Here is a 24,005-nt window from a genome sequence, read left to right as displayed (position 1 = left end):
GCTCCATCGTCCTTAAGCCGTATGTGCCTTGTACGCGGCTTCATCCATGAGGCCGCCGAGCTCGCTCTTGTCGGCAATCTTGATCTTGAAGAACCAGGCCTTGCCTTGCGCGTCCGAGTTCACCAGCGCCGGCTCGGCAGCGAGCTCGGCATTGGTCTCGAGCACCTCGCCGGTCACAGGCGCGTAGACGTCGGAGGCGGCCTTGACCGATTCGACGACGGCGGCGGCTTCTGCCTTCTTCAGCGCGCGGCCGACCTTGGGCAGTTCGACGAACACGACGTCGCCGAGCTGCTGCTGGGCGTAGTCGGTGATGCCGACGGTGGCGACGTCGCCCTCGATGGCGAGCCATTCATGGTCGGAGCTGTACAGCGTCGTGGTCATTCTCGAATCCTCAGCGTTTGTAGGTGTTTTTCACGAAGGGCATGGCGGCGACAGTGAGCGGCAGCCGCTGGCCGCGCACCTCGGCGAAGATTTGTGTGCCGAGCGCGCTCGATGCGGTAGGCACATAGCCCATCGCCACCGGCGCGCTCAGGGTCGGGCCGAAACCGCCCGATGTGACTTGTCCGATCGGCTCGCCGCCCGTGCTGTCAGCAAACAGCAGCGCGCCCTCGCGCACCGGCGCGCGTCCCTGGGCGAGCAGGCCGACGCGGCGGCGGGCCGCGCCGTTATCGAAATGAGCGAGGATCTTGTCGGCACCGGGAAAGCCGCCGGCACGGGCGCCACCGGTGCGGCGGCTCTTCTGCACCGACCATTCCAGCGCGGCCTCGACCGGCGTGGTCGCGGTGTCGATGTCGTGGCCGTAAAGGCAGAGCCCGGCTTCCAGCCGCAGGCTGTCGCGGGCGCCCAGGCCGATCGGCAGCACGTCGGGGTTCTCGAGCAGCGCTTTGGCGAGACGTTCGGCGTCGCCTGCGGGAACCGAAATCTCAAAACCGTCCTCGCCGGTGTAGCCGGAGCGCGAGACGAAGCAGCCGAGGCCGGCAACCTTGCGCGGGCCGGCATCCATGAATGTCATGGCGGGCGCCTCTGCACACAATTTCGCCAGCGCGGCTTCGGCCTTCGGCCCCTGCAGCGCGATCAGCGCGCGGTCTGTGAGGGAATCGATGACGCAGTCGCCAGAGAGATTCGCGCGCAGATGCGCCTCGTCAGCTTCCTTGCAGGCGGCGTTGACGACCAGGAAGAGGTGGTCGCCGAAATTGGCGACCATGAGATCGTCGAGAATCCCGCCGTCTTCATTGGTGAACTGGGCGTAGCGCTGCCGTCCCGGCGCAATCGCCACGATGTCCTGCGGCACCAGCCGCTCCAGCGCGCGGGCGGCGTCCTCCACCTTGCCGGATTTCGGCCGGAGCGCGATCTGGCCCATATGGGAGACGTCGAACAGGCCGGCGGAGGCTCGGGTATGGAGGTGCTCCTTCAGCACGCCCGCGGGGTACTGCACGGGCATGTCATAGCCCGCGAACGGCACCATCTTGCCGCCCAGGGAGACATGAAGCCCATGAAGGGGCGTACGTTTCAGGGAATCTTGGTCGTCGCGCGCTAGCATCACAGGGGCCCTCGGCGGTTCCCCCGGGAGGATTCCCTGAGGACACCAGTCGAAGCCCCATCTGTCGCTGTGCCTGAGAGTATTATCCCGTCGGCGGACGCTGTCCGGGTCTAAGCCCGTCGGCGCCTCTTTCCAGATGCTGTCAAAGCCACGCGGTCCTTTTGCCTGAGAGTTTCCGGGGCGGTTGCTCCTTCGGCGCCGGCACCAGTGCCGGTCTCTCCCGACGTGGCCGTACGATACAGATGGGTACAGACCACAGGGCGGCCAAGCCTGTCAACGCGTCCGCTTGCCCTATCAACGGGATTGCAACCGGGATTGAGCGCCTGCGGCAACCCTCTGATCTCCTTGCACAGTTTCTGGACAGCGAAGCTGGCCTTGTCTAAAAGCGCTGTGGCCCGCAGATATCAGCCTTAACGTTACGGTTTGGATGGCGAGAAGCGGGTCCAAGCACACCCGATTGGATGAACATGAGCGGCGTCAACGAGATCAGGTCGACCTTTCTGAACTTCTTTGCCGAGAACGGCCACGAGATCGTGTCGTCCTCGCCATTGGTGCCGCGCAACGATCCGACGTTGATGTTCACCAATGCCGGCATGGTGCAGTTCAAGAACGTCTTCACCGGCGTCGAGAAGCGGCCCTATCAGCGCGCCACCACGTCGCAGAAATGCGTGCGCGCCGGCGGCAAGCACAACGACCTCGACAATGTCGGCTACACCGCGCGCCATCTCACCTTCTTCGAGATGCTCGGCAACTTCTCCTTCGGCGACTATTTCAAGGAGCGCGCGATCGAGCTCGCCTGGAAGCTGATCACCAAGGACTTCGGGCTCAACAAGGACAAGCTGCTCGTCACCGTCTACCACACCGACGACGAAGCGCACGGGCTCTGGAAGAAGATCGCGGGCTTCTCCGACGACCGCATCATCCGCATCCCGACCTCGGACAATTTCTGGGCGATGGGCGACACCGGGCCGTGCGGCCCGTGCTCGGAGATCTTCATCGACCGCGGCGATCACATCTGGGGCGGCCCTCCGGGCTCGCCGGAAGAGGACGGCGACCGCTTCCTCGAATTCTGGAATCTCGTGTTCATGCAATACGAGCAGGTGACGAAAGAGGAGCGCGTGGATCTGCCGCGTCCCTCGATCGACACCGGCATGGGCCTGGAGCGCATGGCCTGCATCATGCAGGGCGTCGACAGCGTGTTCGAGACCGATTTGTTCCGTCATCTGATCGATGCGACCGCGTCCGCGCTCGGCAGCGGGCCGAACGAGCAGACCGTGGCCTCGTTCCGCGTCATCGCCGACCATCTGCGCTCCTCGGCGTTCCTGGTCGCTGACGGCGTGCTGCCCTCGAACGAGGGCCGCGGCTACGTGCTGCGCCGGATCATGCGCCGCGCGATGCGCCATGCGCAGCTCTTGGGTGCGAAAGAGCCGCTGATGCATCGGTTGGTCTGGGCGCTGGTGCGCGAGATGGGCCAGGCCTATCCCGACCTGATGCGCGCGGAAAACCTGATCGAGGAAACGCTGCGGCTGGAAGAGACCCGCTTCCGCAAGACGCTGTCGCGGGGCCTTGCCATCCTCGACGAGAAGAGCGCGTCCTTGAAAAAGGGCGACATGTTCGATGGCGATGTCGCCTTCACGCTGTACGACACCTACGGCTTCCCGCTCGACCTGACGCAGGACGCGCTGAAGTCGCGCGGCATCGGCGTCGATCAGGCATCGTTCACCGATGCGATGGAGCGCCAGAAGGCCAAGGCGCGCGAATCCTGGAAGGGCTCGGGCGAAGCGGCCTCCGAAGCGATCTGGTTCCCGCTGCGCGAAAAGCTCGGGGCTACCGAATTTTTGGGCTACGAGACCGAGAGCGCCGAAGGTGTGGTGTCGGCGCTGGTGAAGGATGGTGCGGAGGTCGCCAGCCTCAAGGCCGGCGAGACGGGCGCGCTTCTATTGAACCAGACGCCGTTCTACGCGGAATCCGGCGGCCAGGTCGGCGACACCGGCGTGCTCACGGGCGAGGGCGGCATCAAGTTCCGCGTTACCGACACGCAGAAGAAGCTCGGCGATTTCTTCGTGCATGTCGGCACCGTCGAGAGCGGCGAAGTCAAGCTCGGCACCGCGCTGCAGCTCGAGGTCGATCATTCCAGGCGCTCCTCGATCCGTGCGCATCACTCGGCGACGCATCTCATCCACGAGGCGCTGCGCCAGGTGCTTGGCGACCACATCGCCCAGCGCGGCTCGATGGTGGCGCCGGATCGGCTGCGTTTCGACTTCGTGCATCCGAAGCCGATCACGGCGGAGGAGCTGGCCCGGGTCGAGGACATCGCCAACGACGTGGTGCTGGAGAACGACGAGGTCACCACGCGTGTGATGGGCGTGGATGAGGCCCGCGAAGCCGGCGCACGCGCCCTGTTCGGCGAGAAATACGGTGATGAAGTTCGCGTCGTCTCGATGGGCCGGACCGCGCGTGAGCGCGGCGCCAATGCACTCGGCTGGTCGGTCGAGCTCTGCGGCGGCACCCACGTGAGGCGCACCGGCGACATCGGCCTGATCACGCTCACCGGCGAGAGCGCGGTCGCCTCCGGCGTGCGCCGCATCGAGGCGCTGACCGGCAATTATGCGCGCAGGCACGCCAACGAGACCATGGCGCTGGCCAAGACCGCGGCGAACGAGCTGCGCACCTCGCTCGACGACGTTCCGGCGCGCATCACCGCGCTGATGGAGGAGCGCAAGAAGCTCGAGCGCGAGCTCTCCGACGCCCGCAAGAAGCTGGCGATGGGCGGCGGCGCTTCGGCCGGCAGCAATGGCGCAGCCAGCGGCGTGCGCGAAATCGGCGACGTCAAGCTGATGGCGCGCGCGGTCGAGGGCATCGAGATGAAGGATCTCAAGAGCCTCGCCGACGACGGCAAGAAACAGATCGGCTCTGGCGTCGTCGCCATCGTCGGCGTCACCGAGGACGGCAAGGCCGGCATCGTGGTCGGCGTCACCGCCGACCTCACCGCGCGCTTCAACGCGGTCAATCTGGTGCGCGTTGCCTCCGAGGCGCTCGGCGGCAAGGGCGGCGGCGGCCGGCCCGACATGGCCCAGGCCGGCGGCCCTGACGGCGCCAAGGCGACCGAGGCGCTGGCGGCGATCGAAAAAGCGATGGCGGGCGCGTAAGCCGCCATGCGCCCCGTTCCGCGAGGACGTGGCTTGCGCGATCCCAACTTGAGGGATCGCCTCTACGAATTGCTGGAGCACGATCCGCTGGCTTATTCAGCCGGGTCGCGCTTCATCCAGATCATCATCGGCGTCATCGTGCTCAATGTGGCCGCGATGATCCTCGCCTCGGTGCCGGAGCTGGACGCGCAGTTCGGCACGCTGTTCGAAGCCGTCACCATCCTGTCCGTGATCGTGTTCGCGCTGGAATATCTGGCGCGGCTGTGGACCGTGGCGGGCCATACCCAGCGCAACGCCTCCGCGCTGTCCGACCGGCTCGGCTACGCCTTCTCCGCGCTCGGCATCATCGACCTCATGGCGTTCCTGCCCGCTTCCGTCGTGCTCACTACCGGCCGGCATGCGACGCTGGCGGCGCTCGGCGTGCTGCCGTTCTTCAAGCTGATCCGGTACTCGCCGGCGATGCGCTCGCTGCTCGCGGCCGTGCATGCCGAGCGGCGGGCACTGATCGGCTGCATCGTCATTTTGATCGGCGCGGTGCTGACCTTCGCCTCGCTGCTCTACGCCATCGAGCGCGACGTGCAGCCCAGCAAGCTCGGCACCATTCCGGATGCGATGTGGTGGGCGATCGTGACGCTCGGCACCGTCGGCTATGGCGACGTCGTGCCGGTGACAGCGCTCGGCAAGCTCATCTCGGTGTTCACGATCATCAGCGGCTTCGCCATGATCGCGCTGCCGGTCGCGATCATCTCCACGGCCTTTGCCGAAGAGGTGAAGCGGCGCGATTTCGTCGTCACCTGGGGCATGCTGGCGCGGGTGCCGCTGTTCTCGCATCTGTCGGCCGCGGAGATCGCCGACATCATGCGGCTCTTGCGCGCGCGCACCATCGAGCAGGGCGAGATCCTGGTGCGTCGGGGCGATGCGGCCTCGTCGATGTATTTCATCACCGCCGGCGAGGTCGAGATCGCGCTGCCGAGCCAGCATGTGCGGCTCACGGACGGCACCTTCTTCGGCGAGATCGCGCTGCTGCACAAGACAAAGCGCAGCGGCACGGTGACGGCGACGCGGAAGACGCGCCTGCTCGTGCTCGACGCCCAGGACTTTCACGCCCTGATCGCGCGCATGCCGACGCTCGCCGACCACGTCCATACCACCGCCAAGGCGCGGCTCGCCGACAGCGGCGATCTCGCGGCGGCAGAGCTGGCGCAGGCAGAGAAGGAGAACCCCGACCGCTGAGCGGTCAGCCTTTCTTCAGGAAAACATACTCGGCGGAGTAGGGCGCGCTCCTGAACTCGCCGGCCTTGTCGCACGCACCGTCGAGCTTGCCGCCATGGGTGTTGATGCGCTGGACGGTCGTGACCGGCGTCAGCACGCCGCTGCCGCGGCGGGCGGTCACTTCCAGCTTCAGCCAGGGGATGTCGGCCACTGTTGTGCCCGGCGCGTTGCCGGCGGCCTTGGCGACGACGGCGCTGCCGTCGGCGAGCTCCCAGTTCGGGCCGGCATAGTGCCGGCCGATCGTCTTGCCGTCCGAGAGGAGCGTCGCGATCGGCTCGCGGAAGGCCCAGGCGAGCTTGCCATCGGGGCCAGCCTTGCACTCATAGACCTGTGCCCCCTCGGCGTGGAGGCTGAGCACGACGCTCTCGCCGGGTGCGGCGATGGCCTCGGGAAGCGGCTCGGCAGCTCCGGCCGGTCCGATCAGGGCCGCGAGCAGCAGTGTGGGGCCGGCAAGCTTGATGAACATGGTGGCATCTCCGCGCAAGGTCTCAAAAAGAAACGGGCCGCGCTTTGAGCGCGGCCCGGGATGATGTCTGGCCCAGTCGGGCGAAATTGCGGTCGGCTCAGGCCGCCAGCTCCTTGGCCAGGTTCTCGGCGACCTTGTCGAGGAAGCCGGTGGTCGAGAGCCAGCGCTGGTCGGCGCCGACCAGGAGCGCGAGGTCCTTGGTCATGTAGCCGGCCTCGACGGTGTCGACGCAGACCTTCTCCAGCGTGTTGGCGAATTTGGCGAGCTCGGCATTGTTGTCGAGCTTGGCGCGGTGCGACAGGCCGCGGGTCCAGGCGAAGATCGAGGCGATCGAGTTGGTCGAGGTCTCCTTGCCCTTCTGGTGCTCGCGGTAGTGGCGGGTCACCGTGCCGTGGGCGGCCTCGGCTTCCACGGTCTTGCCGTCGGGGGTGAGCAGCACCGAGGTCATCAGGCCGAGCGAGCCGTAGCCCTGCGCGACCGTGTCGGACTGCACGTCGCCGTCGTAGTTCTTACAGGCCCAGACATAGCCGCCGGACCATTTCAGCGCCGAGGCCACCATGTCGTCGATCAGGCGGTGCTCGTAGGTCAGGCCCTTGGCCTCGAATTCCTTCTTGAATTCGCGGTCGTAGATGTCCTGGAAGATGTCCTTGAAGCGGCCGTCATAGACCTTCAGAATCGTGTTCTTGGTCGAGAGATAGACCGGGTAGTTGCGCAGCAGGCCGTAGTTCAGCGAGGCGCGGGCGAAGTCGATGATGGAGTCGTCGAGGTTGTACATTCCCATCGCGACGCCGGCGTCGGGCGCCTTGAACACTTCCTTCTCGATCACGGTGCCGTCCTCGCCGACGAACTTCATCGACAGCGTGCCCTTGCCGGGGAACTTGAAGTCGGTGGCGCGGTACTGGTCGCCATAGGCGTGGCGGCCGATGATGATCGGCTTGGTCCAGCCGGGAACCAGGCGCGGCACGTTCTTGCAGATGATCGGCTCGCGGAAGATCACGCCGCCGAGGATGTTGCGGATGGTGCCGTTCGGCGACTTCCACATCTGCTTGAGGTTGAACTCCTTCACCCGGGCCTCGTCCGGGGTGATGGTGGCGCACTTGACGCCGACGCCGACCTTCTTGATGGCTTCGGCGGCGTCGATGGTGACCTGATCGTTGGTGTGGTCGCGGTACTCCATGCCCAGGTCGAAATACATCAGCTCGACATCCAGGAACGGGGTGATCAGCTTGTCCTTGATGTACTGCCAGATGATCCGGGTCATCTCGTCGCCATCGAGTTCGACGACGGGATTGGATACCTTGATTTTTGCCATGATCGGGGAAGCCTCTTGGGAACGGCGCTTTTGGCGCGCCACGGGAATATCCGCCGCCTCTTAGCACCCAGACGCGGCGGGCGAAAGCCAAGGGATTATGCACTTTTAGCCGATCCAGCTTGCCCGGATGGGGGGCGGGCGACGGCCCCCGGCGGGGGCGGCCTGAGGCTTCAGAAGAGATTCAAAAGTCGATTCTAACCCCGTTATTTTCCTTGAGAATTCTGTCAGGACAGGCAAACGACAGGCGGCAGGGCGGCGCTCGACCGGCGGCCGGTTTGGATCAATTCCTAAGGCGGCCTTTGCAAGGCCTTGAGAACCAGAGTGAAAGCGAAACGAGATGTCGGGGACTGACAAGAGCAAGGCGGGTTTGTCCCTCGACGGTCCCATCGTGATCCTGGTCGAGCCGCAGCTCGGCGAAAACATCGGCATGGCCGCACGCGCCATGGGCAATTTTGCCCTGGGCGCCTTGCGCATCGTCAACCCCAGGGACGGCTGGCCCAATATCGCAGCCCAGCGCGCCGCGGCCGGCGCCGACCACATTCTGGAAAAGGTCGAATTGTTTGGCACGGTCGGCGAGGCCGTTGCCGACCTCGACCTGCTGTTCGCGACCACGGCTCGCCCCCACGACCAGGCCAAGCCGGTGGTCGGGCCGGAGGCGGCCGCCAGCGAGATTGCAGGTCACGTCGCCAGCGGGGGCAAGGCCGGCATCCTGTTCGGCCGCGAGCGCTGGGGGCTGACCAACGAGGAGGTCGGCCTCTCCAACCGCATCATCACCTTCCCGGTCAATCCGGGGTTCGCCTCGCTCAACCTCGCCCAGGCCGTGCTCTTGGTCGGCTATGAATGGTTCAAGCTGGCGACATCCGGTGAGTTGCCCCACGCCATGCCGGAGCGCTCCGAGCGCGCCTCGCAGCACCAGATGCAGGCGTTCTTCGACAACCTCATCCGCGAGCTCGACAAGGTGGAATTTTTGCGCCCGGCCGAGAAGCGCGACACCATGCTGGTGAACCTGCGCAACATCTTCAGCCGGATGGAGCCGACCAAGCAGGACATGCACACCCTGCACGGGGTGATCATGGCGATCGCCGAGGGACGCAAGGGCCCGGCCAAGGGCGGTGTGCTCGATGGCGAGCAGGCCACGCGGCTACGCGCGCTGCTCGCCGAGCACGGGCAGGGCGGCGGCGTGCCCGACAGCGGATCGACCGTGCGCGGCCTCGCCCGCCTGCTCCGCCGCAACCCGACCGATGCCGAGCGGCTGCTCTGGCAGGCGCTGACACGTGATCGTCGCTTCGCAGGTCAGTTCAAACGCCAGACCCCGGTCGGCCGCCACATCCCGGACTTCGTCTCGTTCCCGCACCGGATCGCGATCGAGCTGGTGAATCCGGGTGAGGGGGAAGCGATCGCAGCGGATCGCGCGGCGCGTCGGGCCTGGCTCGAGGCACGGGACTATCGTGTGCTCGAGATCCGGGCGGCGGACGTAGAGCGCGATCTCGAGGCAGAGCTGGTGCGGCTGCAGGGGATGATGGAGCAGAGGGCGTAGCTGTCGTCGAGCGCAGGTCTCGTAGGGTGGGCAAAGCGGCTTGTCCGCCGTAGCTCGAAGAGCGAAGGCGGAAGCTTGCCCACCTATGTCGATCGACGAAGCTCAGACAGAGGTGGTGGGCACGGCGCTACGCGCCTTTGCCCGCCCTACGAGTTGGGAGTGCCAAGAGCACACGTCGTCTAGGGAAGGCTAGCGTTGGCGTAACCACCACTTCTACCGCCAGTTGACGCAGGCGTGGCGGCCACGCCCAGGCGAGCGAGCGGCGCTGCGCCCAAGACCATCCAGCCCCATTGATGCATGTCAAGGAACATGGAACCCCGCCCGTTACGGTTTTGAGGCAACAGGGAGGGTTCGATATGTCAATCAGCCGTCGCCAAGCACTTGCCGCCTTCAGCGCCGCTGTATCGGCGCTCGCGATTTCCCGCACCGCACGTGCCGAGTTTGACGGTCCTGTTGTCAGGGCCCTGGAGGGCGGCGAAGATTTCTGGCTCGCCCAGGATGCCTATATCTACGGATATCCTCTCGTGACGATGGAGATGACCCGCCGGGTCATGACGAACGTTGCGGCGGTGGAAGGCACGCGCGGGCCGATGGGGCAATTCGTCAAGCTCCGCAAGTACCCTGATGCCACCTTCAAGGATGTCACGGCACCCAATGCCGATACGCTCTACACGACGGCCTGGATCGACGTGGGAGACGAGCCCTGGGTCCTGAGCATGCCGGACATGAAGGACCGCTACTTCCTGTTTCCGATGCTGGACGGCTGGACCAATGTCTTCCAGGTGCCTGGCAAGCGCACCACCGGCACCAAGGCGCAGACCTATGCGATCACCGGCCCGGGCTGGAAGGGAACGCTTCCCGCCGGCGTCAAGGAATACAAATCCCCCACGGGCATGGTGTGGATCTTGGGCCGCATCTACTGCACCGGTACGCCGGAGGACTACGCGGCCGTGCACGCCGCGCAGGACCAGTTCAAGCTCGTGCCGCTCAGCGCATACGACAAGTCCTTTACGCCCCCGGCAGGCAAGGTCGATGCGTCGATCGACATGAAGACGGCGGTGCGCGAGCAGGTCAACCGCCTGGACGCCGCGGCCTATTTCACCCTTCTCGCGCAATTGATGAAGCGCAATCCGCCGGCCGCCGCCGACGCGGCTGAGGTCGCCAAATTCGCGAAGATCGGTCTTGTCTCCGGCAAGGATTTTGACGCGAGCAAATTCGATGCTGCCTTCGCCAAGCGCGTCCCGCAGGTGGCATTCGACCGCATCATGCTCCAGTTCAAGGTCAACAAGGCGATCAAGAACATCAACGGCTGGGCCTTCGACAGCGAAGCCGGTATCTACGGCACCAATTATCTCAACCGTGCGCTTGTCACGGCCATCGGCCTTGGCGCCAACCGGATCCAGGATGCGTGCTATCCGACATCCCAGAAGGACGCCGACGGGAAAGGGTACGTCGGCAGCAACAAATACGTGATGCGTTTCCCGAAGGGGCAGCTTCCTCCGGTCGGAGGCTTCTGGTCGATCACGATGTATGACGAGAACTACTTCTTCATCGCCAATCCGATCAACCGCCAGTCGATCAGCGCCCGCCAGAATCTCAAAGCCAATCCGGACGGTTCGGTCGATCTCTACATCCAGAAGGACAGTCCCGGCCCCGACAAGGAGAGCAATTGGCTTCCCGCGCCGGCGGGCAAGTTCGTCCTGATGTTGCGGATGTACTGGCCGAACGAGAAGTCACCCTCGATCGTCAACGGGACCTGGAAGCCGCCTCCCGTCCGGCAAGTGACGAGCAGCTAGGGAGATATCCTGCTCAGCCGGTGAACGATGGCGCGGGAGGCGAGATGCTGTTTCCGGATACTCCGTCGGTCGAGCAATTGTCGCAGGTGATCGTTCAGGTCACCGCTCCTTCCTTCGTTCTCGGAGCGGTTGCCGGGTTTGTCTCGCTGCTGATCGCCCGCATGAACCGGGTCAGCGACCGGATTCAAGCGCTCAATGCTGTCCTGGATGGTGACGGCGCCAGGTTGAGGCTCGACAAGGATCTGCCTCAGCTGCGGCGTCGTGCCGAATTGCTGAACCGGGCTATCCTGTTCTCCGGAACAAGCGCGATCCTGACATGCCTGCTCGTGATCGTGGCGTTCATCAGCGCATACTATCAACTGCGACACGAATACGGTGTCGCTGTGCTTTTCGCCATTGCCCTCGGGTTTTTCACCCTGGCGCTGATAAATCTCGTCCGCGAGATCAGGGTTTCCGTGCACGAGTACGATCTGGGGAGCTAGCGCCGCGGAAGCCGCCGCCTGCGCATGTCCGTCGGCGGCGAATTACCCGCGCCCGAGCTGCACGTCGCGCTCCACCGCGATCCAGGTCGTCCGCGCCACCGCCAGCAATCTCCCACCTTCATCATGCAATGCCGCCTCGGCTGTGCGCTTGCGGCCGTCGCGGCCGGTGGGCCAGGCCGTGACGATGCAGGGCTCGCCGGGGTGGGGGCGGGCTTCGATGCGGGCTGACATCCGTCCGAGCAGGAGCGGGGTCTTCTCGAAGCTGCCGCTCTGCTGATCGTAATTGCAGGCAAAGCCGGTGGGGCAATCGAGCGCGGACCAGAGGAATTCGGGCGCGATGAGGCCATCCTCGGCGGCGAGATTCGGGTCGGGGGCCCAGCTCGCGGCGAGAACGGGAGTTTGTGCTTGGCGGCGGAGCGGGCCGGCGAAGATGCGCAGGCCGTCGCCTTGCGCCCTTGCGGGACCGCAGACGAAGCAGTGTGGCAGCGGATGTTCGTGCGGCCTGGACAGCGCCAGCAATTCGGCCGCGCGGGCTTCCGGCAAGCTGGCTGTCTCGACCTCTGCAAGCTCGACGCTCACGGCGCGGCCGGTGGCGACGGCTGTGTCGCCATTGCGAAGCTCCCATGTGCCGCCGTCGCTCGCGATCGCATCGAGCGGCGTGTCCAGGGGAGGCGGAGCGCGCAGCGTCACCTCCGCAGCCCCGGGAATGTGACGGGCGAGCCGGCCGCAGACATAGCCGCCGTTGCCGGAGTTCGGAGGGCCGCAATAGCGCTTGTCGATGATGATCGGAGCCATCAGTCTTCCTCAGAGTTGGCGCACTCTACCTGATCTTGAGCACAATTCGTCCCTGAACCGTCCGGTTGGCCACGGCGCGCATGGCCTCGCCGGCCTCCTCCAAAGGGAGGATGCGGTCGATGTGCGGGCGGATTTGTCCCTCCGCCAGCAATTGCATCAGCGTGGCGTTCATGCGCGCTGCCTCGTTGGAGAATTTCTCCGCCCAGGCGCCGGCAAAGACGCCGATGATGGAATAGTTCTTCAGCAGCGGCAGGTTCATCGGGATGGACGGAATCTCGCCGCCGGTGAAGCCGATCGGCATCAGCCGTCCGCCCCATTTCATCAGCCGGGCCATTTGCTCGAAAATCGCGCCGCCGACATTGTCGAAGCCGACATCGATACCGTTTCCTGAAGTGATCGACTTGATCCGGTCGCGCAGATCCTCGCTGCGATAGTTGATGACCTCGCTGGCGCCGTAGCCGCGGACCAGGGCCGCCTTGTCGTCGGAGCCGACGCCGGCGACGACGCGCAGGCCGAGATGGCGGCCGAGGTCGACGGCGGCCAGTCCAACCCCGCCGGCAGCGCCGGTGACGAACAGCGTTTCGCCGCGCTCGGCTCGTGCCCGTTCGACCAGCGCATAATAGGCCGTGCCGTAATTGTGCAGGATGGTTGCCGCCGCTTCGAACGCGACGCCGTCAGGCAGGCGTACGGTCTTCGACTCCTTCGCGATCATCCGTTCGGCGTAGCCGCCGGTCCAGCTGCTGCAGGCGACGCGATCGCCGGGCGCGAACTTTGTCACCTTGCCGCCGACCGCGACGACGGTTCCGGATGATTCCGTGCCGGGCACGAAGGGCGTCTGCGGCCGCATCTGGTAGAGGCCCGAGACCAGCAACTGGTCCATGAAGCTGACGGAGGCCGCGTGGACGTCGATGAGGATCTCATCGCCGGCAGGCTTGGGCGCATCGATCTCGCCGAGGCGCAAATCGTCGGGTCCAGTGAACGAATGGCACAGAACCGCTTTCATCGTGGCGCTCCAACGGGGTTGCATTTGGCGAATTCTCTCAGCGGTGTCGCGTATCCTGCGACGATCTTGACAAAATCAGCCTGCCGCGCCGCGCCGGTCTTTTCGAACAGACGGCGGACATGCGTCTTGACCGTCGATCCGGCAACGCCGAGCGTCGCGGCGACTTCGGGAATGCTGCCGAGCTCGACGATGGCGAGCAGGACGCGTAACTCGGCCGGCGTCAATTTGAACGCCTTGCTGATCACGTCCGCCCGGGACGGGATCAGCAGCGCCGTCTTGCGAACGAACAGCGCTGCCGCCGCTCGGTGGTTTGCGCCGGAGCGTCGGCGCGGGCCCGCGGGCAGCGGCAGCGTATCGGCGACGTAGCGCTGTCCGTCCATCCCGGTCATCGGCACGGCAGTCGCGCCGGCGGCGGGAATCCACTCCGCGCGGCCCGCCGCGGCGAACGCCCGTTGCAATGTCAGGTTGGCGGGCAGATCGCTGATGACGAGACGCCCGCGAACCTCATGCAGGATGTCCCCCGCATCGATGAGGGCCCGGCCGGCGATATTAGTGTGAATGAGATGGGCGTCCGCCTCGACCAGATACATCCCGGCATGGAGCCCGTCGAAAGCATCGGCAAACATGGCAGCGTCGGCAGACATTTGGGGACAGGGGGACACGCTCCACACCATCGCGCTCATCGGGGCGCTCCGATGCTCCGGGTCACGTCACGGTCTTTGGTCCGGGTCCGCGCGAAAAGGCGCGGCACCAGCATCGGCACGCGGCGGCGATACTGCCGATAGGTCTCCCCGAACTCCGCGATCAGATCCCGTTCTTCGAACTGCAACGCGGTCAGGATATAGGCGGTGTTCGCGAGCGCGAACAGCAGATGGCCGGCGGTCATCTCGGGCGTGGCCCAGAATGCGAGGAGGAAGCCCAGCATGATCGGATGCCGCACGATCTTGTAAAGCAGTGGCGCCTTGAAGGATTGACCGGGCAACTCGGTCCCGCGCAGCGACGAGAAGGCCTGGCGCAGGCCGAACAGGTCGAAATGATCGATCATGTGGGTCGATGCGAATGCGATCAGCCAGCCGAGCCAATGGACGGCGGTCAGCAACCACGCCACGATTCCGCTGGTCTGCCAAATCGATATCGGGATCGGACGCCACTGCCAGAACAGCAGGAGGAGGATGAGGCTGGAAAGCAGCACATAGGTGCTGCGCTCGCAGGCCACCGGAAGAACTTTGGTCCACCAGCGTTTGAAGGCCGGGCGCGCCATGACGCTGTGCTGGATGGCAAACAGGCTCATCAGCAGCAGGTTGACGACGATGGCCTCGGTCAAGTTCGAAGGGTTGCCGACGTCGATCGACTGATCGATTGACTTGGGTACGACATAATTGCCGACGAAACCGAGTGCATAGAGGAAGGACACCGTGAATACGGCATAGCTCACGATTGCGTAGAGCAGGATTGCGAGGCGTGAGAACATGGTTTTTCCTATTGTGCCTGATCCAGCGGTGCCGCATGCAGAGCTCGAGGCGGCCGCCGGCGAGCCGGCTCGATCTGGGCCGATGGCTACCGCGGCGCCGTCCCCTGTGCGTCCCCTGGGGACGCCCTGGGGGGAGAGAGGATTTCCATGACGGCTTTCTCGCTGGAGACATTCGGGTTCCCGGAGGTCCATGCTGACGGCCGTCCGATCAAGTTGAACCTGCGCAAGGGTCTTGCGCTGCTCGTCTATTTGGCGGAGGCCAAGGCGGCGGTCGCGCGCGACGTCATTGCCACGCTGCTCTGGCCTGAGACCGATCGAGAGACGGGCCTCGCCCGGCTGCGGCGGCTGCTTCATCGCGTCGAGCTCGCGCTCGGTCAGCCGGTATTCGAGACCGACCGCACCAGCGTGCGGTGGTCTCCGGCGACCGTGCTGAAGGCCGATGCGCATTCATTCGAGAGCGCCTGTGACCGCGGCGACTTCGAGGAGGCCTGCCGGGTCTATCGCGGCGACTTCCTGGCGGGCTTTGCGCTAGGCGACTGTCCCGAGTTCGACGATTGGGCGTTCTTTCACCGGGAGGCGCTGAGGGGACGGCTGATGCATGCGCTCGAGCGTCTCGTGCAGGACAAGAATGCCGCCGGCGACCATTTTGCCGCGGCCGCGCATGCGGGACGCCTGGCTGAACTCGATCCGCTCAGCGAAGTCTATGGCCGGCATCTGATCCGCAGCCTTCTGCTGGCCGGCGACCGCAGCGCGGCCGAACGTCATCATGCGGCCCTGACACAGCGGCTGCGGGACGAACTCGGGGTTGCGCCGGAAGCCGAGACCGAGGCGCTGATGAGTCCCGCAACGGCGCTGAACGCTGTTCCGACCACGCGCTATGTGAAGGGCGTCGGCGTGCACCTGGCGTATCAGACCTATGGCAGCGGCCCGCTCGATATCCTGGTGATGCCCGGCTTCGTGTCGCATGTGGAGCGGGCCTGGGAGAGCCCTGCAAGCCGGACGTTCCTGGCGTCGTTGATCAAGCTCGGGCGTCTCATCGTGTTCGACCGTCGCGGCATCGGGCTGTCCGACCGGGTCGGATCGGCCCCGGGGATCGACGTCACCGCTGAGGATATCGGCACCGTGCTGCGGGCGGTGGATTCCCGCCGCGTCGTGCTGTTCGGCGCCTCCGAATGCGGGCCGGCCTGCGTCAAATTTGCGGTCGATGAGCCGCGCCGCGTGGCCGGGCTCATCCTGTTCGGTGCGCTGGCCAAGGGATGTTGGGCGGAGGACTATCCGTACGCGTTGCGCGCCAGCCAGTATGACGCCTGGAGCAGACAGCTCGTCGCGCAGTGGGGCGGCCCGGTCGGCATCGAGACCTTTGCGCCGAGTTTGGCCGGTGATCCGCAGGCGCGCGCCTGGTGGGCCGGGCTATTGCGTGCGGCGTCCAGTCCCGGCGGCATCTCGGCCGTGCTCGAGGCCTTTCGCGACGCCGACGTGCGGCATCTCCTGGCGCAGATCACGGTGCCGACGCTGGTGCTGCACCGGCGCGGCGACCAGGCGGTGCGGATCGCGGCCGGCCGCGATATCGCGAGCCGGATCAGCGGTGCGGAGTTCGTCGAGCTCGACGGCAACGATCATTGGTTCTTCGCCGGCGATCAGCGCCCGGTGCTCGCGGCGATCAAGCGATTCACGGATGCGCTGCCGCTTCGCAGGGCGTAACCCGCCGCTCCCATTGCTCGCTGATATGGATTTGGTGGATTACGCTTCGCTAATCCACCCTCCGAGCTCCGCCTCAGGCCGCGCTTGGGAGAGGGGCTTTCGGGCCCTGCTGGAGCTGGCGCAACGCCGCGAGGTTGGACCCGACCGACGCCAGGCAGCAACGCGATTTGCCGCCCGACTTCGCCTGGTAGAGCGCGGCATCGGCGACCGCCAGCAATCCGGCGACGTCGGCGCCGTGATCCGGAGACAGCGCAATGCCGACGCTGGCGCCGATGCAGGCGTGCATCTCGCCGCTGAGCTCATAGGACAATGCGACCTCGCTGATGAGGCGATGTCCCGTCTGCTGTGCCGTCTCGGCCGTGACGCCGTCGAGGAGCACCACGAATTCGTCACCGCCCATTCGGGCGACCAATGCGTCATCAGGCAGCAGCCGGCGCACGCGCGCGGCCACCGCTTTCAGCACCGAGTCCCCCGCCGCGTGTCCGAACGTGTCGTTGATCGGCTTGAAATTGTCGAGGTCGAAGAACATCACCGCGAACGGCCGTTCGGCGCGCGCTGCAAGCCTGCCGCCGAGCGCCTCGACGAAGCCTGCGCGATTGAGCAGGCCCGTGAGCGCGTCGTGATGGGCGCGATGGCTGTTCTCGCGCTCGGCGCGCATGGTGGTGACCAGCATCCGGTTGAGGCGGAAGGCCGCGGCCGTCATCGCGGCCAGATACATCGGCACCTGAAGGAAGACGATGTAGAACAGCGGTTCGCCCGCGAGCGCGGCGCCGGGGACGATGGGGCCGAGGCTCAACAGGATCATGGTCCCGGCCAGCCGCGGCGCGCTGAAATTGCGAAAACAGATTCCGCCGACCATCGCCGCCGCCGACAGCGACGCCAGCATGGCAACGACCCAGTCGCCGCTGGCGAGACTGACAATGGCGCCAAATCCGACGCTGGCACTCCAGGCGACCGCAAGCAGGAGATGAAGGTCGGTCGGTGTCGGTCGCTGCAGGTGCGCCGCGCGATGCGCGCTCACGAGCACGACGAGACGGGCGAGGCAAATCGCGATCTCCATCACCAGCCAGATCACGAACGGCGCGGTCTGCTTGCGGCCGGCAATCACGGCGGCAACGGCAATCGTATTGACTGCGCCGGCGGCAAACACCGGCAGCGATCCATAGAGCTGGGCGATGAGGGCGGCCCGGATGTCGTCGGGCGCGCCTGGCCCCGGCTCGGCGAGCCAGCGTGTCAGGCGCCAGCGCGGCGCACTGTAGAGTCCCTTGTCCGATTGCATTGCGGAGCGTCCCCGTATTCCGGGCGCCAACAACGATGACCGCTCCTAACAGCCTTTTAAGGCAGCCAGGGATCGCCGGCCGTGCTTGACACAAGGTAAACCGGCCGACGCGCACGGCGGCCGTGCAGGAAGATGCGGTTTGGTGCAGGTGTGAGGTCACACCGTCTCGAGTTGGTCTGCGCCGCGCTTCTTCTTCGCCTTCAATTGGCCGAGCAGGGGGCCGGCCGTCAGCGCCGCCGTATCTGCCACGCCGGGATCACGCGAGATCATCGCGGCGACGATCGCGCCGTCGATCAGGAGCCCGAGCTGGTGGGCGAGCACCGCGGGCTCGCTCGAGCCGAGCTCGCCGGCGAGCTTCTCGATGTGGCCGAGCACGATCTTCTTGTGCTTCAGTGCGATGTTGCGGAACTGCTTGGCGTCCTTGTCGTGCTCGCCGACCGCGTTGATGAAGGGGCAGCCGTAGAAGCGCTCTTCGGCAAACCAGCTCTTCAGGGCCGGGAAGATGCGCGTGAGTTTCGCCTGCGCGTCGCCGCCGCCGTCTTCCATGGCAGCGATGAACCATTCGCGCCACTGCTTGCCTTCGCTTTCCAGCACCGCGTTGACGAGGTTGGTCTTGGAGCCGAACAATTTGTAAAGCGTGGTCTTCGCGGTGCCGGCCTCTTCGATGATCGCATCGATGCCGGTGGCGTTGATCCCATTCTTGCAGAACAGATGCGAGGCGGCGCTGAGCAGGCGCCCGCGCGCGGATTCGTCGTCGCCGGCGCCTGAATGCGGCGCGTTCTTCTTCGACGACATCTTGTTCAGTGAGGACTTGTTCAGTGAAGGCTTGGCCATGGACTGCAACTTAATCGCAGCCGCGCGGTATCATCAAGCCGCATCTGGTCCGCGCCAAAAAGATTCGCATCGGCAATCTCATCTGCATCGCCTTTGAGCAGAGCGCGGCTGATCAATCCGCAGGCAGCCATCGCTAAGCGGCTCCAATGCCTCGCATTTCGTTTTCGGCCGCTTCTGGCACGCTCCATGCAAGGAAACAGACCGTTCGGTATCCTGCCGTTTTCCACGGCTGCCAGGGAGAAGATGATGACTGCCGTCGTTCAAAAGACAGTGCTGACGGGGTGCCTTGCGCCCATCGACAAGAATGGCCTCGAGCAACTGATCGCGAGCGGCAAGGCCAATCCGAAGGTCGTCAAGACCTTGAAGTGCAAGACGGTCGCGGAAGGCAAATTCCGTCACGCCAACTACATCCGCAATCTGCCGCCCTATATCGTCGACGAGCCGCCGGGTCTTTTGGGTGACGACACCGCGCCGAATCCGTCGGAAGCCTCGCTTGCCGCGCTCGGCTCGTGCCTCGCCGTCGGCCTGCATGCCAACGCCGTGCATCGCGGCTGGATCGTCAACAAGCTCGAGCTCGAGCTCGAAGGCGACCTCAACATCACCGCGGTCTGGGGCACCGGCGATACCTCGGACAAGCCGGTCGGCTTCACCGACGTGCGGGTCAAGGTCGACATGGCGTGCGAGGGCGTCTCGCAGGACGAGGTCAACGCGCTGGTCGCCCATGTGAAGAAATGGTCGCCGGTCGCCAACACCTTCACCCGCCCGGTCAATCTCGAGGTCGGCATCTAGCAGGTAGCAACCAGGACAAGGTGCGGGAGACGATCATGGGTTCACTGGCTTTATCGCGGGCCGAAATTTTGGATCAGCCCGCACCGTCCATTGCAGGGGAGGTGGCGCGGATCGCGCGCGAAGATCTCGCGCCGCTTGCCGTCGGTATCGACGACGGCTCGGTCTATCCGGCCGAGGTGTTGCGCAAGTTCGGCGCGGTCGGCGCCTGGGGCAGTCACGTGCCGCACGAAGGTCCGGCCGACCTGCGCTGTGCCATCCAGGCGATGGCTGCGATCGGCGAGGTGTGTGGGGCGACGGCCTTCATGGCCTGGTGCCAGAACACGCTGGTCTGGTACGCCGCCAACTCGACCAATCTGAAGCTCGCAAAGCGTTTCGGCGATGCCTTCTCGACCGGCCGCGTGCTCGGCGGCACCGGGCTCTCCAACCCGATGAAGAGCTTTTTCGGGATCGAGAAGCTGAAGCTGAAAGGGCGCAAGGTCGAGGGCGGCTACATCGTGCGCGGCGCGCTGCCCTGGGTCTCCAATCTCGGTCCCGACCATTATTTCGGCACCATCTTCGAGCGTGAGGACGATCAGGGCATCGCAAGTGGCGAGCCCGGCACTGTGATGTTCCTGGCCGACTGCTCGGACCCGGCGATCACGCTGACGCCGTGCAAGCCGTTCATGGCGATGGACGGCACCGGCACCTACGGCGTGCAGTTCCGCGACGTCTTCGTGCCCGACGAGCTGATCCTCGCCGACCCCGCCGGCCCCTTCGTCAAGAAGATCCGCGCCGGCTTCATCCTGCTCCAGGCCGGCATGGCGCTCGGCCTCATCAAGGACTGCATCAACATCATGGGCGAGGTCGATAGTCCGCTCGGCCATATCAACCGCTATCTGCCGCAGCAGCCGGTGCACTTCCGCGATCTCGCCGCCGAGCTCGAAGCCGAGACCATGGCGCTGGCGCGCGATCCCTACAACGAGGACGAGACCTATTGGCGCAAGGTAATCGCGCTCAGGCTTCGCGCCGGCGAAGCCAGCGTCGCGGCGGCGCATGCGGCGATGCTGCATTGTGGCGCGCGCGGCTACCTCAGGAGCCACCGCGCGCAGCGGCGGCTGCGCGAGGCCTATTTCGTCGCGATCGTCACGCCGGCTACCAAGCAGCTGCGCAAGATGCTCGCCGAGTCCTGATCTTCACGAGTCCACCCCAGACCACCACTTAACCTCAACGGAGAGGCTGCCAATGACGGACGTTCTGATCTCTGCCAGCGAACTTGCCGATCTCTTGAAGCTCGAACCCTGTGTCGTCATCGACACCCGCAATCCCGACGCCTATGGCGCCGGGCATCTGCCGGGCGCGGTGAACGTGCACGAGATCTTCACGTTTCTCGCGACCTCCACGCCGGAAGGCATGAGCGAACTGAAGACCAAATTCGCCGACGCCTTCGGTGCCGCCGGTCTCTCCGGCAAGGAGACCGCGGTGATCTACGAGCAGTCGATGAATTCCGGCTTCGGCCAGTCCTGCCGCGGCTACTATCTGCTCACCATGCTCGGCTATCCCAAGATCAAGGTGCTGCATGGCGGCTTCGACGCCTGGTCGGCCGCGGGCCTTCCGGTGACGAAGGATGTCCCGGTGCCGGCGAAGGCCTCGTTCGCGGTCGTGCCGGAAGCCGGCGAGATCCTGATCGACGCGAAGACCATGCTTGCCGCGGTCGGCAAGCCCGGCATCGCCATTCTCGATGTGCGCGATGTCGACGAGTGGATCGGCGACAGCTCGTCGCCCTATGGCAAGGATTTCTGCCCCCGCAAGGGCCGCATCCCCGGTGCGGTGTGGCTGGAATGGTACCGCATGATGAAGCCGACCGCGGAAGGGCCCCGCTTCAAGTCCAAGGACGAGATTCTGGCGGAATGCGCCACCGTCGGCATCTCGCCGTCAACGCCGGTCTATCTCTACTGCTTCAAAGGGGCGCGCGCTTCGAACACCTTCCTGGCGCTGAAGAACGCCGGCGTGAAGGACGTGCGGATGTATTTCGGCTCCTGGAACGAATGGTCACGTGATCCGTCGCTGCCGATCGAGCAGGGGCTGCCCATGGCTGCCCAGGTAACAGGCAAGGCGGCATAGAACCTGCATGTTTCCAATGGCCCGGCTGCGCAAGCTGTAGCCGGACCACGATGGAATCTTGACCTGACGCGGCGGACAACGGCGTCCGCCGCGCAGTGTGACAAAGGGGCGCAGTAGCATGTCCACGTTCGACGATCCGTTTGATGGCGACCGCAGTCTCGGGGCGGGCTGCGTTTGCGGCCAGCACCGTTCGGCGGGGGAGCACGAGCAGGCGGCGCTGCGCTGCGAGCCGGTCGAGAGCGAGGAGAAACGCTACGAGGGTGTGGTTGCGTCCGCGGTGATGCGGGCGATGTTTCCGCAGGACGTGGCGCGGCGGGCGTTCCTGAAATCGGTCGGGGCCTCCACCGCACTGGCCGCGCTATCGCAGTTCTTTCCGCTTCGGACCGCGACCGAGGTGTTTGCGCAAACCGGCGCACCCGAGAAGAAGGACCTCAAGGTCGGCTTCATCCCGATCACCTGCGCCACGCCGATCATCATGGCGGCGCCGATGGGCTTCTATGCCAAGCACGGTCTCAACGTCGAGGTGGTCAAGACCGCCGGCTGGGCCGTGATCCGCGACAAGACCATCAACAAGGAATACGACGCCGCGCACATGCTCGCACCGATGCCGATCGCGATCTCGCTGGGCCTCGGTGCCAACGCGATTCCTTTTGCCGTACCCGCGATCGAGAACATCAACGGGCAGGGCATCGTGCTGGCGGCCAAGCACAAGGACAAGCGCGACCCGAAGGACTGGAAGGGCCTGAAATTCGCCATTCCCTTCGACTATTCCATGCACAATTACCTGCTGCGCTATTATCTCGCCGAGCACGGGCTCGATCCCGATACCGACGTGCAGCTGCGCTCGGTGCCGCCGCCGGAGATGGTCGCCAATTTGCGTGCCGACAACATCGACGGCTTCCTCGCCCCCGACAACATCTGCCAGCGCGCGATCTATGACGGCGTCGGCTTCATGCATCTGTTGTCCAAGGAGATCTGGGACGGTCATCCCTGTTGCAGCTTCGCCGCCAGCCGCGAGTTCATCACGAGTGCGCCGAACAGCTTTGCGGCGCTGACCCGCGCCATCGTCGATGCCACGGCCTATGCCTCGAAAGCGGAGAACCGCAAGCAGATCGCGGAGGCCATCGCGCCCGCGAACTACATCAACGCGCCGGTGACGGTGCTGGAGCAGGTCCTGACCGGCACCTATGCCGACGGCCTCGGCGGGGTGAAGACCGATGCGAAACGCGTCGATTTCGATCCGTTCCCCTGGCAGTCCTTTGCGGTGTGGATGCTGACGCAGATGAAGCGCTGGGGCCAGATCAAGGGCGACGTCGACTACAAGGCGGTGGCCGAGCAGGTGTATCTGGCGACCGACACCAAGAAGCTGATGACCGAAATGGGCCTGTCGCCGCCGGCCAGCAGCTACAAGTCGTTTGCGGTGATGGGCAAGACGTTTGATCCCGCGAAGCCCGAGGATTACGTCGCGAGCTTCAAGATCAGGAAGGCGTCGTGATGATCTCCACTCTCGTGTCCCGGACGCGATGCAGCACGAAGTGGTGCATCGCTGAGCCGGGACCCATTCGGGCCGCATGGGTCCCGGTTCTGCGTCGCATCACTTCATGCTGCGCCGCGCCCGGGACACGGCGGAGTGTGAGATGACCTCCTCCCTCCGTCTCCGCGCCGGTCTCGTCTCCATCGCGCTGCTCGCCGCATTCCTCGGCATCTGGCATCTCGCCACGCGCTCGACAGGCCCCGTCGCCACGATGAGCCCTGAATACGCCAAGCTGATGGGCCTGACCGCGACGCAGGGCAAATCGGCAATGCCCGGGCCGCTCGATGTCGGCGCCAAGTTGTGGGAGCATTTGAGGCGGCCGTTCTACGACAATGGGCCGAACGACAAGGGGCTCGGCATCCAGCTCGGATACTCCATCGCGCGGGTCGGCACCGGCTATCTGCTGGCGGTGCTGGTCGCGATCCCGCTCGGCTTTCTGATCGGCATGTCGCCGCTGCTGAGCAAGGCGCTCGATCCCTTCATCCAGGTGCTGAAGCCGATCTCGCCGCTGGCCTGGATGCCGCTCGCGCTCTACACCATCAAGGATTCCTCGATCTCGGCGATCTTCGTCATCTTCATCTGCTCGATCTGGCCGATGCTGCTCAATACCGTGTTCGGCGTCGCCAGCGTGCGCAAGGAATGGATCAACGTCGCGCGCACGCTCGAGGTCGGCACCATCAGGCGGGCCTTCACCGTGATCCTCCCCGCGGCGGCGCCGACGATCCTGACCGGCATGCGCATCTCGATCGGCATCGCCTGGCTCGTCATCGTCGCCGCCGAAATGCTCGTCGGCGGCACCGGCATCGGCTATTTCGTCTGGAACGAGTGGAATAATCTCTCGATCACCAATGTGATCATCGCGATCCTGCTGATCGGGATCGTCGGCATGCTGCTCGACCAGATCCTGGCGCGCTTCACGCGCATGGTCACGTTTCCGGAGTAGGG

General features: G+C 65.2%; 21 protein-coding genes and 1 riboswitch. Of the genes, 11 read left to right on the top strand and 10 right to left on the bottom strand.

What is annotated here, in order from left to right; translation table 11 throughout:
* Positions 1-12: 12 nt before the first annotated feature.
* On the bottom strand, positions 13-381 hold the full coding sequence (gene gcvH, locus AABA86_RS09050; RefSeq protein ID WP_212252819.1) for a glycine cleavage system protein GcvH: 369 nt from the start codon (positions 379-381) through the stop codon (positions 13-15).
* 10 nt (positions 382-391) lie between these two features.
* Positions 392-1,540, bottom strand: a complete 1,149-nt coding sequence (gene gcvT, locus AABA86_RS09045) for a glycine cleavage system aminomethyltransferase GcvT (RefSeq protein WP_338306727.1) — start codon at positions 1,538-1,540, stop codon at positions 392-394.
* 144 nt (positions 1,541-1,684) lie between these two features.
* Positions 1,685-1,773: riboswitch (glycine riboswitch) on the bottom strand.
* Positions 1,774-2,007: 234 nt separating this feature from the next.
* On the opposite strand from gcvT, the gene alaS reads away from it, so the two are divergent.
* Both alaS and AABA86_RS09035 read left to right on the top strand, forming a co-directional pair.
* Positions 2,008-4,689 carry an alanine--tRNA ligase gene (gene alaS, locus AABA86_RS09040; protein ID WP_212252817.1) on the top strand — a complete coding sequence of 894 codons (2,682 nt, stop codon included), beginning with the start codon at positions 2,008-2,010 and terminating at the stop codon, positions 4,687-4,689.
* Positions 4,690-4,695: 6 nt separating this feature from the next.
* The gene (locus AABA86_RS09035) at positions 4,696-5,922 is read left to right on the top strand and encodes a cyclic nucleotide-gated ion channel (RefSeq protein ID WP_338306495.1); all 1,227 of its coding nucleotides are present in this window, start codon (positions 4,696-4,698) and stop codon (positions 5,920-5,922) included.
* Between the two features lie 4 nt (positions 5,923-5,926).
* Here the strand turns inward: AABA86_RS09035 and AABA86_RS09030 are convergent, their stop codons facing one another.
* Both AABA86_RS09030 and AABA86_RS09025 read right to left on the bottom strand, forming a co-directional pair.
* Positions 5,927-6,427, bottom strand: a complete 501-nt coding sequence (locus tag AABA86_RS09030; RefSeq protein ID WP_338306494.1) for a DUF3455 domain-containing protein — start codon at positions 6,425-6,427, stop codon at positions 5,927-5,929.
* A 97-nt stretch (positions 6,428-6,524) separates the two neighbouring features.
* Positions 6,525-7,739 (bottom strand): NADP-dependent isocitrate dehydrogenase, encoded by a 1,215-nt coding sequence (locus tag AABA86_RS09025; protein WP_338306493.1) that lies wholly within the window; start codon positions 7,737-7,739, stop codon positions 6,525-6,527.
* Positions 7,740-8,076: 337 nt separating this feature from the next.
* Between AABA86_RS09025 and AABA86_RS09020 the strand changes: the two genes are divergently transcribed.
* From AABA86_RS09020 to AABA86_RS09010, 3 genes are all read left to right on the top strand, one after another.
* Positions 8,077-9,276 carry a TrmJ/YjtD family RNA methyltransferase gene (locus AABA86_RS09020; protein ID WP_212252809.1) on the top strand — a complete coding sequence of 400 codons (1,200 nt, stop codon included), beginning with the start codon at positions 8,077-8,079 and terminating at the stop codon, positions 9,274-9,276.
* Between the two features lie 356 nt (positions 9,277-9,632).
* A complete protein-coding gene (locus AABA86_RS09015; protein ID WP_212251810.1) occupies positions 9,633-11,072 on the top strand; it encodes a DUF1254 domain-containing protein in 1,440 nt (479 codons plus the stop codon).
* A gap of 44 nt (positions 11,073-11,116) precedes the next feature.
* Complete coding sequence (locus AABA86_RS09010) at positions 11,117-11,554, top strand: DUF2721 domain-containing protein (protein WP_338306492.1); 438 nt, start codon at positions 11,117-11,119, stop codon at positions 11,552-11,554.
* Positions 11,555-11,596: 42 nt separating this feature from the next.
* Here AABA86_RS09010 and AABA86_RS09005 read toward each other — a convergent pair whose 3' ends face one another.
* The 4 genes from AABA86_RS09005 to mddA are packed head-to-tail and all read right to left on the bottom strand — an operon-like array spanning position 11,597 to position 14,823.
* A complete protein-coding gene (locus AABA86_RS09005) occupies positions 11,597-12,349 on the bottom strand; it encodes a hypothetical protein (protein WP_212251806.1) in 753 nt (250 codons plus the stop codon).
* Between the two features lie 25 nt (positions 12,350-12,374).
* Positions 12,375-13,352 carry an NADPH:quinone oxidoreductase family protein gene (locus tag AABA86_RS09000; protein ID WP_338306491.1) on the bottom strand — a complete coding sequence of 326 codons (978 nt, stop codon included), beginning with the start codon at positions 13,350-13,352 and terminating at the stop codon, positions 12,375-12,377.
* Positions 13,349-14,035 (bottom strand): helix-turn-helix transcriptional regulator, encoded by a 687-nt coding sequence (locus AABA86_RS08995; protein ID WP_283814281.1) that lies wholly within the window; start codon positions 14,033-14,035, stop codon positions 13,349-13,351. Before AABA86_RS08995 ends, AABA86_RS09000 begins: the two co-directional genes overlap by 4 nt.
* Positions 14,032-14,823 (bottom strand): methanethiol S-methyltransferase, encoded by a 792-nt coding sequence (gene mddA / locus AABA86_RS08990; RefSeq protein ID WP_338306490.1) that lies wholly within the window; start codon positions 14,821-14,823, stop codon positions 14,032-14,034. Before mddA ends, AABA86_RS08995 begins: the two co-directional genes overlap by 4 nt.
* A gap of 147 nt (positions 14,824-14,970) precedes the next feature.
* Between mddA and AABA86_RS08985 the strand changes: the two genes are divergently transcribed.
* Positions 14,971-16,524: an alpha/beta hydrolase gene (locus tag AABA86_RS08985; protein ID WP_338306489.1), complete on the top strand. Its 1,554-nt coding sequence runs from the start codon at positions 14,971-14,973 to the stop codon at positions 16,522-16,524.
* Positions 16,525-16,597: 73 nt separating this feature from the next.
* Here the strand turns inward: AABA86_RS08985 and AABA86_RS08980 are convergent, their stop codons facing one another.
* Positions 16,598-17,803 carry a GGDEF domain-containing protein gene (locus tag AABA86_RS08980; protein ID WP_212251798.1) on the bottom strand — a complete coding sequence of 402 codons (1,206 nt, stop codon included), beginning with the start codon at positions 17,801-17,803 and terminating at the stop codon, positions 16,598-16,600.
* 156 nt (positions 17,804-17,959) lie between these two features.
* Positions 17,960-18,637 (bottom strand): TetR/AcrR family transcriptional regulator, encoded by a 678-nt coding sequence (locus AABA86_RS08975; protein WP_212251796.1) that lies wholly within the window; start codon positions 18,635-18,637, stop codon positions 17,960-17,962.
* Positions 18,638-18,883: 246 nt separating this feature from the next.
* Between AABA86_RS08975 and AABA86_RS08970 the strand changes: the two genes are divergently transcribed.
* The 5 genes from AABA86_RS08970 (at position 18,884) to ntrB (ending at position 24,003) form a co-directional block, all read left to right on the top strand.
* Positions 18,884-19,426: an OsmC family protein gene (locus AABA86_RS08970; RefSeq protein WP_338306488.1), complete on the top strand. Its 543-nt coding sequence runs from the start codon at positions 18,884-18,886 to the stop codon at positions 19,424-19,426.
* A 35-nt stretch (positions 19,427-19,461) separates the two neighbouring features.
* Complete coding sequence (locus AABA86_RS08965) at positions 19,462-20,595, top strand: acyl-CoA dehydrogenase family protein (RefSeq protein WP_212251792.1); 1,134 nt, start codon at positions 19,462-19,464, stop codon at positions 20,593-20,595.
* Between the two features lie 52 nt (positions 20,596-20,647).
* The gene (locus tag AABA86_RS08960; protein WP_338306487.1) at positions 20,648-21,526 is read left to right on the top strand and encodes a sulfurtransferase; all 879 of its coding nucleotides are present in this window, start codon (positions 20,648-20,650) and stop codon (positions 21,524-21,526) included.
* 118 nt (positions 21,527-21,644) lie between these two features.
* On the top strand, positions 21,645-23,021 hold the full coding sequence (locus AABA86_RS08955) for a CmpA/NrtA family ABC transporter substrate-binding protein (RefSeq protein ID WP_338306486.1): 1,377 nt from the start codon (positions 21,645-21,647) through the stop codon (positions 23,019-23,021).
* Between the two features lie 142 nt (positions 23,022-23,163).
* Positions 23,164-24,003, top strand: coding sequence for a nitrate ABC transporter permease (gene ntrB, locus AABA86_RS08950; protein ID WP_038948064.1), 840 nt, complete (start codon positions 23,164-23,166; stop codon positions 24,001-24,003).
* Positions 24,004-24,005 lie beyond the last annotated feature (2 nt).

Source organism: Bradyrhizobium sp. TM233, from assembly GCF_036247965.1.
GTDB classification, from domain to species: domain Bacteria; phylum Pseudomonadota; class Alphaproteobacteria; order Rhizobiales; family Xanthobacteraceae; genus Bradyrhizobium; species Bradyrhizobium ottawaense.
This window is presented reverse-complemented; position numbering and strand designations above follow the sequence as displayed.